Source organism: Pseudoalteromonas sp. TB64, assembly GCF_000498095.1.
GTDB lineage: Bacteria > Pseudomonadota > Gammaproteobacteria > Enterobacterales > Alteromonadaceae > Pseudoalteromonas.
Window position 1 is genome coordinate 1 of the sequence record NZ_AUTQ01000227.1, and the last position, 13,433, is coordinate 13,433.

Here is a 13,433-nt window from a genome sequence, read left to right on the forward strand (position 1 = left end):
GATTCGCTAACAGCCTCGACTGGGCTTCCTCCCGTGATTTTCCAACCTACTAATAACGCCAGCAAACAAGCTATCGTAAGTGAAGCGAGCGTTAAGTGACGTTGATCAAGTAAATATAAATCATTAATAGCTACGCCATCGAGTAATACAGTAAATATTACGGTTACTACGGGTATCATTAATGCCGGTATAAAGAGCTTATTACCCAATCGTTTTGATGATTTAGTTTGCTGCTCATCAGTTAGTACTGAATAGCTTCCCATTGACACTAAATTACAGCCCGCCAGTAGCGCAATGACTATAATACTTATGCCAACTATTAAATAAGTCATTGGCGCACCAAATAGAGCAATCGATAAATCACCGAATAAAAAACTGCTACCAAATAAAAACCAAAATAGGGCGGTTGTTAACTTTTTAGGGTGTTGCTTGTCTTGCAACGTTCGTACAACTAAAAACATTACCATAACGCCTATAAGTAAATAAACGTTTTCAATAGTGACAATGGCAGTGGTTGATTGAGTTACATCGGTGTCGATTAACTTACTCATACTGAAGACTCCACAGCGTTGTATTTTTCAATCGCTTTGGCTATTTTGCTTTCCAGACGAGCTAATCTAAATAAATGAATAATTAATGCGCTTATAGCTGTCGGAATAGCCCATAAACCAATATGAAGAGGCTCTATGCCTGCAATACCATTTTCTTTTAAAAATGCGTCCATAAGCAGTACCGCACCAAAGGCAATAAATATATCCTCGCCAAAAAACATCGCAATATTATCTACTGCTGCAGCATGAGCGCTAATCATATCTTTTACGGGTTTTGGAAGTTCGCCGTATTTGTTTGTTGCCGCTCCCAATGCCATAGGCGCTAAAAGGGGGCGTACGGTTTGAGCTTGCCCACCTAAGGAGAGTAATCCTAGAGCCGCAGAGCATTCTCTAACAATAAAATAAAATGTTAAAATACGTGCGCTGGTGGCTGTTTTAATTTGTGAAATCCAATCACGCGCGCGTTGTTGTAATCCATAACGCTCAAGCAGAGCTATAACAGGCAAAATTAATACAAAGCTTGCAAGTTGACGCGAGTTCATAAACTTTTCGCCAAAGGTTTGCAGTAGCGTAATAAAATCGAGGTTAACCGCCCAACCCGTTGCTAGTCCTGCAAATGTAACAACTAATAAAGGGTTAAACCTCAAGGCAAAACCAACCACCACAACCGGTATACCAATAAGTGGCCAATAGTTTAAATCGAACATAGTTTTCCTATTTATTTTTATAGGTTATTTTTAAGTGCAAGGCTTAATTGATGTAAATGTCCATCAAGTTTTTGCTTAGCTTTAGTTGCCTGTTCAAAAGTAACGAATTCAAATTCGACCGTATCTAAAGGTCTAAATTGAGCGAATTGATGTAGGTCGGCTTCAATAACGGTTCCTAAAAGCGGATAACCTCCAGTTGTTTGCCCATCATTAAGCAGCACAATTGGCTCACCATTTGGTGGTAACTGAATGCTCCCAGGGCTTACACCCATCGACGGTAAAGAGTGACAGTGCACCAAGTTATTTTTATTGTGCTCAAGCCTTACTCCCATACGATTGCTGTTAGTGCTGACTTTAAATGTTGTTGATGCAAAGGTATTAAGTAGCGACTGACCTAACAGGTTAACGTGAGGACTTGGGTGTAAACGTATAAGTTTGCGTTGCGGAAGAGGAATAGCACCTACTTCAACAAATTCTTGTTGATAGGGCGTAATAGGTATTTCATCATTATTAATAAGAGCTCGCCCATGTAGACCGCCAAAGCACGCGTTTAAATCTGTAGATTTAGACCCCATAATTTCATTGCATTGTACGCCGCCTTTAATCGCTAAATAAGCTCTTAAGCCAGCTCTACCGGTTGCAAAGCTAAGCACTTGTTTGCTTTTTATTGCATAAGTCCAGCCTGGGTAAATTGCTTTTCCGTCAAGCTTTGCCTGTAAATCAGCGCCGTAAAGGGCAACAACTGTATCGCAGGTAAATTCAAGTTCGCACAAACCAACCGTTATTTCTAAAACGGCATCGCTGTCATTGTTGTTAAGTAACCGGTTAGCAATTATTTGTGCATAGGGGTCTAAGCTACCCGTTTTACTTACACCTAAATGGCGGTAACCAGCGCGGCCAAAATCTTGAATGGTAAGTTGTACACCACTTTTGAGTACTTTAATCATGAGTAGCCCCCTTTATATTAATAGGAACAAATTCAAGCGTGTCGCCTGGTTGAATTAAACAAGGTTGTTCAGAGGTCGAATCAAACAGAGATATATCTGTATGACCTATTATATGCCAGCCACCCGGTGTATCGGCAGGGNCCTGTTTGCGCTGCGCCAATAGCAACAGAGCCTTTAGGGACTTTAATACGCGGTTCATCGCGCCTTGGTGTATGTAATTGCTCGTCTAAGCCATACAAATAAGCAAAACCAGGCTGAAACCCTAAAAATAAAACATGATAATGCGTTTTACTATGAAGCTTAATAACTTCAGCCACACTTAAATTATGATAATTAGCTACATAATTGAGATCTTCACCATTGTATGTGGTTTCAATTAAGTGATGTTTGCCTGTAAAGGAGTTACTTGCAATATCATCCCAGAGCGTTGGTAAGGTTTTCAGCCATTTATTTAAATGTTTTTCTGATTTTAAATAAAGAGTTAGCGAGTTCATTGCCGGAACTAAATCAATAAATTCACCACTGTTTTTACAGTGACTAGCTAAAGCCCAAATTCTTTTTTGAATAGCTAATATATTATTTGTATCTAAATGCGATGCATCAAGCAGTAAACTATTATTGCTTAATGCATAAGTTTGAGGCGCAGGGTTCATATATAAACCTATTAAGACTAGATACCTCAAACCTAACATAGTTTTATTAAATAAATGACACCATTGCGACTAAGTTAAGTATGTTTTGTTTATTAATCTGCTTATTGTAAATTAATGAGCATAAACATTAGTTTATTTGAACAAGCTTTCCTTAAATTTAATCTTTGAATGTAAAAATCCCCCCCAAATTGATCAAAAGCTATCTAAAAATAAACCTTATAAGATTAATTTCGTACTAAATAAGTAATTAGGTTGAAATGAAAATTAAGATAGTTAGGTCTTAATTAGCACGCACTTGTTTAAGAGGTATTTTATGAAACACCAGCAATTATTTTATTTATCGGGCGCTGCTATTTTATTTAGCGCTGGCAGTTTTGCTTTATCTATGGAAAAAGTAGAACACAGCAATGTAGAAGCAACCATGCATGTAGAGACTATTGTACTTGGTTCAGGTTGTTTTTGGGGAGCCGAAAAGCACTACGAAGCACTAAATGGTGTTATAGATGCAGAGTCGGGTTACGCTGATGGAAATGGCTTTAAAGCCACATACCGTAACATTACCGATCAATCTCGTCGATTTGACGATAACAACTACGCTGAGGTTGTACAGGTGATGTACAACAGTAATATTATTTCAGCTGAAGAGCTTTTAAAAAGTTACTTTGAAAGCCATGATCCTACGCAAAAAAATCGCCAAGGTAACGATGTTGGAACACAATATCGCTCAATTGTTTTAACAACAACGCAAAAGCAAGCGCAAGTAGCAGAAAAAGTTAAATCTGAGTATCAGCAGCTATTAACGAGCGCAAGCTATGGAAAAATAGAAACAACGATCAAACCTCTAGAAGCCTTTTATTCGGCTGAGGAATATCATCAAAATTATTTGGAAAAAAATCCTAAAGGGTACTGTCCAGATCATTCAACTGGTGTGGTTTTTAATAAAATGCCAGTAGAAAAAGTTGATAACGCTGCTTTATTAACAGGTAAACAAATAGTGGTATTAGACTCACGTGATTATTGCCCATACTGTGAAAAGTTTAAAAAGGCAGTAGCAAATGACTATAAAGGCACTATACCAATGACATTTCGTCATGCGGATCAGCTTAAAGGTTTAACAATTAAGTCGGCAACGTGGGCAACACCGACCATTCTATTTTTAGAAAATGGTGTTGAAGTATATGGCAGACAAGGTTATGCAACGCCTGAAGAGTTTTATAAATCGTTAGGTGCATTTAAGCTAGGTAACAGCGATGCTTATAAAGTAGCATTTGATGCGCGAACAGATAGACCTTATTGCAAAGAGTACAAAGAGTTTAAAAATACACCCGATGGTACTTTTGTAGATAAATTAAGTGGAGAAAAACTGTTTGATACAAGTGATAGATTTAACTCTGGAACAGGGTGGCTTTCATTTACACATCCAGTAAAAGACAGCGTTACTCAGCACGACGACAGCAGTTGGGGTATGACTCGAATAGAGCTTCGTTCAAAAAGCACCGGTATTCACTTAGGTCATCTATTTCCTGGTGAAGGTCCAAGAGGTCGTGATCGTTACTGTATAAATGCAACCGTATTAGATTTTGTACCAAGAGACAAAAGCTAAGCCAATAATCTAGTTAAGCCTGATTTTTTAATCAGGCTTTTTTTTGCATAAAACAAAATAGGTTTATGAAAATCGTTGCAAACTTGTTAAAATTCATCTCGACAACTATCACACACATTATTTAATTTAGGTTGTAAATGAATCAATTAGAAAAAATACTAAAGCAGTTTATGTATTTCTCTGTCGTTATGCTGCTCTTTATGTGCAATGCAAGGTCGGCTACTCACTATGTAGTGGGTGTTGAGAACATTGAATATCTCCCATATTATGACGGCAGCGGTATCGATAAGGCTGACTATTATGGTTTTAGCGAAAAATTACTTACTTTGTTTGCGCAGCAGCACGAGTTTGAACTTGAGTTTTATGCATTGCCTATTAACCGTCTTTACAAAGAGTTTATAGAACACCGCCATGTTGATTTTAAATACCCAGACAACCCTAAATGGAAACCAAGTTATAAAGCTTCATTTATGGATGTTAATGATATTATTTATTCACGGCCTATAGTTGAAACCAAAACGGGTATTGCAAGCTTAAATAAAAAAATTACTATTAGTGAGTGTGTGAGTTTTGCCACGGTAAGAGGGTTTACACCGCAAAGCTTTAAATCACTAATGTACAGTAAAAAAATAGAGTTAATAGAAACAGCCAATGTGATGGAATTAATTGAGTTACTTTTGAAAGAACGCGTAAAGTGCATTTATATATCCAACGACGTACTTGATTATAATATCGTTAAATACTTTAAATTAATCCGACCCGTTTATTTTCAAAACCAATTGTCTGTCGATCTACAAACATTTTCATTATCGTCTATTGAGTATCCTGGGATAGTTAAGAAGTTTGATCAGTTTTTAGTTTCTCATAAAATTCAAATTAACAAATTAAAGCAACAATATCATATAAAAAATTAACTAAAAAAGCCCCGTAAGTATTAGCTTACGGGGCTTTTTATATGAGATATTTAAATTGTATTAAATATGTATTACGCAGTTATGTCTTAATAATAAAAACAGTCCAAGCTAAGTCACCACCTAACTTGAACCATTTTTCACACTGACAACATCTTCACACACAATATAAAGATTCTGTTTCTGCCTTTAACTCAGGCAATTTAATATTATATGGGTGTTAGTAAGTAATAAAAACAGTTCAAGCCAAGTCACCACCTAACTTGAACCGCTTTTCACACTGACAACATCTTCACACACAATATAAAGATATAGTTTGCTACTTTAATACTTGTAGCTTTATTAATAATATTACGTGGATTGTAGCGAAAATAAAAACAGTTCAAATCAAGTCACCACCTAACCTGAACTGCTTTTCACACTGACAACATCTTCACACACAATATAAAGATTTTTTCTTACGCTATATGAGCTTAACAACCCAAATAATTGCATTTATTAACTTGGCGTTTTATTAAATAAATCAAGTTTTGCTGCTTGCGTATCCGATGAATTTACTTTAAATCGTTAGCGCATTTTCGACAAACGATAAAAACGAATCTAATAAGTGAAAAAAACTAAACTATAGACTTTAGTCTAGGTTGGCTTTTTAAACTCTTGATTTTTATAAATATAAATAAAGTTGGTGGGTTTGTTTTAAAAACGTTAGGTATAAATAATGTTAGGGCGAATTAGTTGTACAATACATAATTAGTTATTAAGTATTGGTTCGCCCACAATAAAGAGGGGATCAGTCTTGTATTTTTCTAAATGTACTTACAACCCATTTAGCAAATATATCAAGAGGGTGGTTTGGCTCACTTGCTTCATGCTGTACTAAATAGTATTTATCTTTCGTTGTTAGTGGTTGTTCAAACAGTTTAAATAACCATTTTTCATCTAACCAACTCTGGCTTATCGGTAATGGGATTAATGCTATTCCCATGCCTTGTTGTGCAGCTCTAGCTACACCAAACATGCTGTCAATTTGAATAATTTGTGTTGGAGAAAAATCATCTATTCCTGACTTTTCAGCCCATTGATGCCATGCCCATGGGCGAGCTTTATGCAAAATAAGCGGGACTTGATTAAGCGCTTTACGGTGATCATCTTTCCATTGAACGAGCAATTTTTCGTTACAAGCCGGAATATACTCTAAATTAAACAACTCAGTTGTTAACCCTTCAGTGGGCTTACTTGATGATAAAACGATTGATAAATCACTATGGCGCGTTAATTCTTTACGTGTTTTAAGCGTGTCCATTTGCAAATTGATATTAGGATGTTCTGACGTCCATTCACGCAATCTAGGCATAAGTAATTCACTAGCAAAAAACTCAGGTAACGTTATCGTCAAGTTTGTATTTTGCTGCATCTGACTAAATTCATTAATGGTGCCCTCTAAGGTGCTAATTATTGGAGATATAGCATCAAAGAAGTTTTTTCCGGCCGTAGTTAAACTAATTGAGCGAGTTTTACGCTGAAAAAGTTCAATGCCAAGTTGTTCTTCTAATTGTTTAATTTGATGGCTTACCGCAGACGGAGTTAAGTACAGCTCGTTAGCTGCATGCTTAAAACTTAGGCTTCTTGCTGCAAAGCAAAAAGAGCGAAGGCCACGAATAGGAGTTTGCATGTTTTCCAATATAAAGTTATTTGAGACGCCTACTATAGGCAATAATCGAACCAGTTATTAAAACTAATAATATCAATTAGTTAATAATATTTATAGAGCAAGTTCACAAAAGTGGTGCATGATAACAACAATGTAGTGCAAAAGCTCTAGATACTGACTATCTAAATATTCACTTATTATAGATAATAATTTACTACAGATGTATGAATAAGACCAAAAAATAAAGAAAAAGATAAAAAAAATCCCTCGTAAGAGGGATTTTGGGTAACTCAGCGCCATTGGCACTGGGAATGAGGTCGGTACAAGGTAAAGCGATATTTTAATTAAACTTTTTAAAAGTAACTAAAAAACCATTTCTGGTACTTCACCATCAACAAGTAGTTTACCTGCTGTTTTACTAATAATTTCATCAACTGATACACCAGGAGCGCGTTCTAATAGATGAAATGCGCCGTCTTTCACTTCTAGTACGGCTAAGTCTGTCACTATTTTTTTAACGCAATTAACGCCTGTAAGCGGTAAAGAGCATGCCTCTAATAGTTTAGAATCACCATGCTTGCTAGCATGAGTCATAGTAACAATAATATTTTTTGCGCCAGCGACTAAATCCATCGCGCCGCCCATGCCTTTAATTAGCTTTTTAGGGATCATCCACGATGCGATGTTACCGTTCTGGTCAACTTCAAATGCACCCAGAACAGTTAAGTCTACATGACCACCCCGTATCATGGCAAAACTATCCGCACTATTAAATATGGCTGCACCTTTAGCAGCTGTCACGGTTTCTTTACCCGCGTTTATCATATCGGCATCTAGCTCTGCTTTAGTCGGGTATGGACCCATACCTAAAAGACCATTTTCGGACTGTAACATAACTTCAATATCATCCGGTACATAGTTTGCGACGAGTGTCGGAATTCCTATGCCCAAATTAACGTAGTAACCATCTTGTAGTTCTTGTGCAACGCGCATTGCAACTTGTTCACGTGATAATGCCATAATTATGCTCCTGCTTAATCTCGTGTTGTTACACGTTCAATGCGTTTTTCAAAGCTGCCTTTAATAACGCGATTTATAAAAATACCTGGGGTATGAATTTGGCTTGGCTCAAGCTCACCCGGCTCTACAATCTCTTCTACTTCGGCAACGGTAATTTTGCCAGCCGTTGCCGCCATTGGATTAAAGTTCATTGCGGTGTGTCTAAACACTAAATTACCGTAACGATCGGCTTTCCATGCTTTTACTATGGCAAATTCACCTGTTATAGACTCTTCTAAAATATACGGGCGACCATTAAATTCTTTTACGTCTTTACCCTCAGCCACAGGAGTACCGTAACCGGTGGCGGNCCCGCGCCGCCAGCTCGCATTTTTTCAGCAAGTGTGCCTTGAGGTGTAAGCTCTACGTCAATTTCACCACTTAATAACTGCTGCTCAAATAGGGCATTTTCGCCAACGTATGAGGCAATCACTTTTTTAATTTGTTTGTCTTGTAATAAAATACCTAAACCAAAGTCATCAACACCACAGTTATTAGATACCACGGTTAAGTCTTTTGTTTGCATGTGCTTAATTTGTTTAATTAAACCCTCTGGAATACCACATAAACCAAAACCTCCGGCAATAATAGTATCGCCGTCTTTTAATCCTTCCATTGCAGCTTCGTAGCTATAAACTACCTTATCAAAACCGGCCATGAGTCTCTCCTCATTGTGTGCTATTTGTTGTTAACTATCTCGAATCATCATTTTATAAGATAGCTATTTAGTGTGCAGTGCCACAGATACTTTGCTCACAGGTTGCTTACCAAGTGCTTTGGTTATCTCCCAGCCAGCCTCACTTAACCTTTGTAAATCAATTCCGTGTTCAATGCCAAGCCCTTGCAGTAAGTAAACTACATCTTCGGTGGCAACATTTCCTGACGCACCCTTAGCATAAGGACAGCCACCAAGGCCTGCGACTGCCGCGTCAACCGTTGCTATACCTAGGCTTAAGGCTGCGTAAATATTTGTGAGCGCTTGACCGTAAGTATCATGAAAATGCACGGCAAGTTTGGTTTTATCAATGTGCGTTAAAAGTAACTCTATTAACTGCGTTACTTTTTTAGCGGTGCCAACACCAATGGTATCGCCAAGGCTTACTTCGTAACATCCTAAATCTAACAGCTTTTGCGATACACTCAGTACTGCTTGCGGGTTAATTTCACCCTCATAAGGGCAACCTAGCACACAGCTTACATAACCACGTACGCGAATGTTATTCGCTTTAGCAAACGCCATTACTTCGCTAAATCGTTCAATACTTTGATCTATTGAGCAGTTTATGTTTTTTTGACAAAACGACTCACTTGCAGCGGTAAATATAGCAAACTCTTTAATGCCGACAGCATGCGCTGCATGTGCGCCTTTTAAATTCGGTGTAAGGGCGCTTAAATTTACATCGGGTAAATTAAGGGCTGATATTACATCAGCTGAGTCTGCCATTTGCGGCACCCATTTGGGTGACACAAACGCGCCAGCTTCAATATCTTTTAAGCCAGCAGCACTTAAGGCGTTAATAAGTGCTACTTTATCGGCTGTGCTTACTGTTTTTTCGTTTTGTAAGCCGTCTCGTGCGCCAACTTCAACAATACGAACTTTACTTGGAAATGCACTCATTATGCACCTTCCTCAGTCGTATCTTCTACTATCGCAAGTAGAGCGCCATGCGTTACTAATTCGCCTTCACCAAAACAGTAGCTTTTTAAAATTCCGTCATGCGGTGCGTTAAGCGTGTATTCCATTTTCATGGCTTCAATAATAACAACCGCATCACCTTTGGTAATTGTGCTACCAATGTCGATTAAGTGCTTAACTACCGTGCCATTAAGCGGCGCGGCAAGTGGCAGTGCTTCGCTTTCGTGCGAACTAATATAATGTTTATCAACTAGTTCAAGCTTAGTTTGCAGTGCTTTATTCATAACAGTGACAATATTGGTCACGGTACTATTGCTCAAGGTACTATTGCCAACAGTATTATTACCTACCGTAGTTACATGCGCGGTATGTTTTTCGCCATTAATAAATACACTGCAAAGATTATTATTTAATGTGCCTTGTAGGTTAAATACGTGCTCGTTATGCGTAATACTATAGCCCGCTGTCGTTTTTATAGCGCTTAGCTGTAAATCGGCAAAAGGGATTTTAATTACTTGTGGTGCATTGAGTGTAAAACCACTCAGTTGTTGCCAAGGGCTTGCACTGCTTGGCGCATTTTGGGTGCTAGTTAACGATTCTAAATATGCAAAAGCACCAATAAGTTGGCTTGCTTGTAATAACGATTTATCAACCGCAACTAACGAGTCGCCTTGCTCTGCAATAAAGTGTGTACTTGGCGCACCTTGTTTAAACGTAGGGTGGCTTGCTAAGTTATGTAAAAAGCCAATGTTAGTGCTAAAACCCGCTAAATGAAATTGCTCAAGGGCGTGTTGTAAACGGCTCAAGGCTTGTTCGCGATTGTCGTCGTGCACAATAAGTTTTGCAATCATCGGATCGTAAAACGGGCTAATTTCGTCGCCTTGTGCAATGCCTGTATCAATGCGTACAAATTCGCTGTTAAGGGGTGTATGTAGCGCTTCAATAGTGCCAGAGCACGGGATAAAGTCGTTAGCTGGATCTTCTGCGTATATACGCGCTTCAAAGCTATGACCCTGCAATTGAATATCGCTTTGTGTCAGTGGCAGTGTTTGCCCACCCGCAATATTAATTTGCCAATTGACTAAATCTACACCGGTAACCATTTCGGTCACTGGGTGTTCTACTTGAAGGCGCGTATTCATTTCCATAAAGAAAAATTCATCGCCACACAGTAAAAACTCAACCGTACCTGCACCTCTATAATTTATAGCCAATGCACAACGTACAGCCGCTTCGCCCATTTCTTTGCGTAGTTCGTCAGATAAACCCGGAGCAGGGGCTTCTTCAATTACTTTTTGATGACGACGTTGCAAAGAACAATCACGATCGCCTAAATAAACACAGTTACCATGGTTATCCGCAAATACTTGCACTTCAACATGGCGAGGCTGGTTTACGTAGCGCTCAAGCAATACTAAATCGTTACCAAAACCGGCAATCGCTTCACGTTGTGCGCCCTCAAGTGCACTCATAAATTGTTTGGCATTTTGTACAACGCGCATGCCTTTACCACCGCCACCAAAGGCGGCTTTAATTAGTACAGGGTAGCCAATTTTTTCAGCTTCACTTTGTAAAAAAGCAGGATCTTGTTTATCGCCATAATAACCTGGTACTAACGGCACGTTAGCAGCNCTGCCATTATTTCTTTAGCGCGGGTTTTAGACCCCATAGCTTCAATGCTACTTGCTGGTGGTCCTACAAACGCAATGTTGTTAGCTTCGCAGGCTTTAGCAAATTCGCTGTTTTCAGATAAAAAACCATACCCTGGATGAATACAATCAGCGCCGCAGTCTTTGGCAACTTGTAAAATTTTGTCTGCTACTAAATACGAATCTTTACTTGGTGCAGCACCAATATGGTAAGCCTCGTCGGCCATTTTTACGTGTTGAGCATGTTTGTCTGCATCAGAATAAACCGCGACCGTGGTTAAGCCCATTTGTTTTGCAGTGCGCATTACTCGACACGCAATTTCTCCACGATTGGCAATCAGTATTTTTTGTAATCGTTGTGTGTTCATAATCAATCCTACAGTTGCCAAGCGGGTGGGCGTTTATCAAAAAAAGCAGTTAGCCCTTCTTGACCTTCTTCAGATACGCGAATTTTTGCAATACGCTCTGCGGTAAGCTCAATGAGTTCATCGGTTATTGGTTTATTTGCTACATCGTTAATTAATGCTTTAGCAGCTTTTACTGCAACAGGTCCGTTATCAATTAGTGTTTGCAGCATATTATCGACCGCACAGTCTAAATTACCGGTTACTTGATGAATTAAACCAAGTTGTTTAGCAGTATGTGCATCAAACACTTCAGCCGTTAAAAAGTACCTGCGAGCAGCGCGCTCACCAATGGCTTTAATGACGTATGGACTAATAACTGCTGGAATAAGACCAAGCTTTACTTCGCTTAAACAAAATTGTGCATCGTCTTTACTAAGGGCTATGTCGCAACAGGCTATTAAACCCAGAGCACCACCAAAAGCAGCACCTTGCACAGCGCAAATTGTAGGGTGAAGGGATCTTGCTAATACCTGCATTAATTTAGCTAATTGCATTGAATCAGCTAGGTTATCGGCATAGTTGTTATCCGCCATCGATTTCATCCAAGCTAAATCAGCACCGGCTGAAAAGTGTTTACCTTCTGTTTTTAAAACCAAAGCACGAATATCAAGCGTATTTGCATGTTCAATACACTGGATCAGCTCGTGTATTACTTCACTGTTAAATGCGTTTCTTTTTTCTGGGCGGCTTAACACAAGTACAGCCACATTAGATTTTGTTATTTGTAGTGTTACTGACATTTTGCGCTCCGGTTACATTCTAAATACGCCAAATTTCGAATCACGTTTTGGTGCGTTATTCGCAGCTGTTAACGCAAGACCTAATACATTACGCGTGTCGGCAGGGTCTATAATACCGTCATCCCACAAGCGTGCGCTGGCGTAATACGGATGACCTTGCTCTTCGTACTGGTCAATAATTGGCTTTTTAAAGTCGCTGATTTCTTGCTCGCTCATGCTTTGACCTTTGCGTGCTAAACCATCTTGTTTAACTTGCGCCATTACACCCGCTGCTTGTTCGCCGCCCATGACCGAAATACGGGCATTAGGCCACATCCACATCATGGTTGGTTCAAATGCACGACCACACATTCCGTAGTTACCTGCGCCGTAAGAGCCGCCAATAAGTACTGTAAATTTAGGTACATCAGCACACGAAACCGCCATCACCATTTTAGCGCCGTGCTTTGCAATGCCTTCGGCTTCGTATTTTTTACCCACCATAAAGCCGGTAATATTTTGTAAAAACACTAAAGGAATATTGCGCTGAGCACACAGCTGAATAAAGTGCGCGCCTTTTTGCGCCGACTCACTAAATAAAATACCGTTATTAGCCACTATGCCAACGGGGTTGCCATAAATGCTGGCAAAACCGGTGACTAACGTTTCACCAAAATAGCGTTTAAATTCATCAAATGATGAGTCATCTACAGTGCGCGCTATTACTTCGCGTACATCAAACGGCTTTTTAAGGTCGGTGCCTACAATGCCGTAAAGCTCGTTAATATCGTAACGCGGTGGTTTTACATCTTCTAGCTCTTGTTTAAGTAACGGCGCAGTAGGGCGTGTGTAGTTAATGCGCTCAATACATTGGCGCGCAATAGACAGCGCATGAGCATCATTTTCAGCGTAGTGATCGGCAACACCCGACACTTTACAG

At 39.2% G+C, this 13,433-nt stretch carries 10 protein-coding genes and 3 pseudogenes; 2 read left to right on the forward strand and 11 right to left on the reverse strand.

Annotated elements, in window-relative coordinates; all coding sequences use genetic code 11:
* From L647_RS0118965 to pxpB, 4 genes and pseudogenes are all read right to left on the reverse strand, one after another.
* Positions 1 to 551 (reverse strand): DUF979 family protein (locus L647_RS0118965; protein WP_024612435.1); only part of this gene is annotated, 551 nt, incomplete at its 3' end.
* Entirely contained in the window at positions 548 to 1,258 is a 711-nt protein-coding gene (locus L647_RS0118970; protein WP_024612436.1) for a DUF969 domain-containing protein, read from the reverse strand. The genes L647_RS0118970 and L647_RS0118965, both read right to left, overlap by 4 nt.
* Positions 1,259 to 1,275: 17 nt before the next feature.
* On the reverse strand, positions 1,276 to 2,205 hold the full coding sequence (locus L647_RS0118975) for a biotin-dependent carboxyltransferase family protein (RefSeq protein ID WP_024612437.1): 930 nt from the start codon (positions 2,203 to 2,205) through the stop codon (positions 1,276 to 1,278).
* Positions 2,198 to 2,858 (reverse strand): annotated as a pseudogene (gene pxpB / locus L647_RS01000000124595) (5-oxoprolinase subunit PxpB). Before pxpB ends, L647_RS0118975 begins: the two are co-directional and overlap by 8 nt.
* 313 nt (positions 2,859 to 3,171) lie before the next feature.
* On the opposite strand from pxpB, the gene msrA reads away from it, so the two are divergent.
* Together msrA and L647_RS0118990 are read left to right on the forward strand one after the other, a co-directional pair.
* Complete coding sequence (gene msrA, locus L647_RS0118985) at positions 3,172 to 4,461, forward strand: peptide-methionine (S)-S-oxide reductase MsrA (protein WP_024612438.1); 1,290 nt, start codon at positions 3,172 to 3,174, stop codon at positions 4,459 to 4,461.
* A 137-nt stretch (positions 4,462 to 4,598) separates the two neighbouring features.
* Positions 4,599 to 5,375, forward strand: a complete 777-nt coding sequence (locus tag L647_RS0118990) for an amino acid ABC transporter substrate-binding protein (RefSeq protein ID WP_024612439.1) — start codon at positions 4,599 to 4,601, stop codon at positions 5,373 to 5,375.
* A gap of 787 nt (positions 5,376 to 6,162) precedes the next feature.
* Here L647_RS0118990 and L647_RS0118995 read toward each other — a convergent pair.
* The 7 genes and pseudogenes from L647_RS0118995 to L647_RS0119025 all read right to left on the reverse strand — a co-directional run.
* Positions 6,163 to 7,044, reverse strand: a complete 882-nt coding sequence (locus L647_RS0118995; RefSeq protein WP_024612440.1) for a LysR family transcriptional regulator — start codon at positions 7,042 to 7,044, stop codon at positions 6,163 to 6,165.
* Between the two features lie 342 nt (positions 7,045 to 7,386).
* On the reverse strand, positions 7,387 to 8,043 hold the full coding sequence (locus tag L647_RS0119000; protein WP_007376577.1) for a CoA transferase subunit B: 657 nt from the start codon (positions 8,041 to 8,043) through the stop codon (positions 7,387 to 7,389).
* Positions 8,044 to 8,057: 14 nt separating this feature from the next.
* Positions 8,058 to 8,740, reverse strand: a pseudogene (locus L647_RS01000000124600) (CoA transferase subunit A).
* 63 nt (positions 8,741 to 8,803) lie between these two features.
* Positions 8,804 to 9,700, reverse strand: a complete 897-nt coding sequence (locus tag L647_RS0119010; protein WP_024612441.1) for a hydroxymethylglutaryl-CoA lyase — start codon at positions 9,698 to 9,700, stop codon at positions 8,804 to 8,806.
* Positions 9,700 to 11,735 (reverse strand): annotated as a pseudogene (locus tag L647_RS01000000124605) (acetyl/propionyl/methylcrotonyl-CoA carboxylase subunit alpha). Before L647_RS01000000124605 ends, L647_RS0119010 begins: the two are co-directional and overlap by 1 nt.
* Before the next feature lie 8 nt (positions 11,736 to 11,743).
* Positions 11,744 to 12,514 (reverse strand): enoyl-CoA hydratase/isomerase family protein, encoded by a 771-nt coding sequence (locus L647_RS0119020; RefSeq protein WP_024612442.1) that lies wholly within the window; start codon positions 12,512 to 12,514, stop codon positions 11,744 to 11,746.
* 12 nt (positions 12,515 to 12,526) lie between these two features.
* The coding region (locus tag L647_RS0119025; RefSeq protein WP_024612443.1) for a carboxyl transferase domain-containing protein at positions 12,527 to 13,433 on the reverse strand (907 nt) is incomplete at its 5' end.

What these genes read in the sequence shown, in the direction of transcription:
- L647_RS0118970 (WP_024612436.1), bottom strand. Translation starts at nt 1,258, where the DNA reads ATGTTCGATTTAAACTATTGGCCACTTATTGGTATACCGGTTGTGGTG.
- L647_RS0119000 (WP_007376577.1), bottom strand. Translation starts at nt 8,043, where the DNA reads ATGGCATTATCACGTGAACAAGTTGCAATGCGCGTTGCACAAGAACTA.
- L647_RS0118975 (WP_024612437.1), bottom strand. Translation starts at nt 2,205, where the DNA reads ATGATTAAAGTACTCAAAAGTGGTGTACAACTTACCATTCAAGATTTT.
- L647_RS0118995 (WP_024612440.1), bottom strand. Translation starts at nt 7,044, where the DNA reads ATGCAAACTCCTATTCGTGGCCTTCGCTCTTTTTGCTTTGCAGCAAGA.
- L647_RS0118990 (WP_024612439.1), top strand. Translation starts at nt 4,599, where the DNA reads ATGAATCAATTAGAAAAAATACTAAAGCAGTTTATGTATTTCTCTGTC.
- L647_RS0119010 (WP_024612441.1), bottom strand. Translation starts at nt 9,700, where the DNA reads ATGAGTGCATTTCCAAGTAAAGTTCGTATTGTTGAAGTTGGCGCACGA.
- L647_RS0119020 (WP_024612442.1), bottom strand. Translation starts at nt 12,514, where the DNA reads ATGTCAGTAACACTACAAATAACAAAATCTAATGTGGCTGTACTTGTG.
- msrA (WP_024612438.1), top strand. Translation starts at nt 3,172, where the DNA reads ATGAAACACCAGCAATTATTTTATTTATCGGGCGCTGCTATTTTATTT.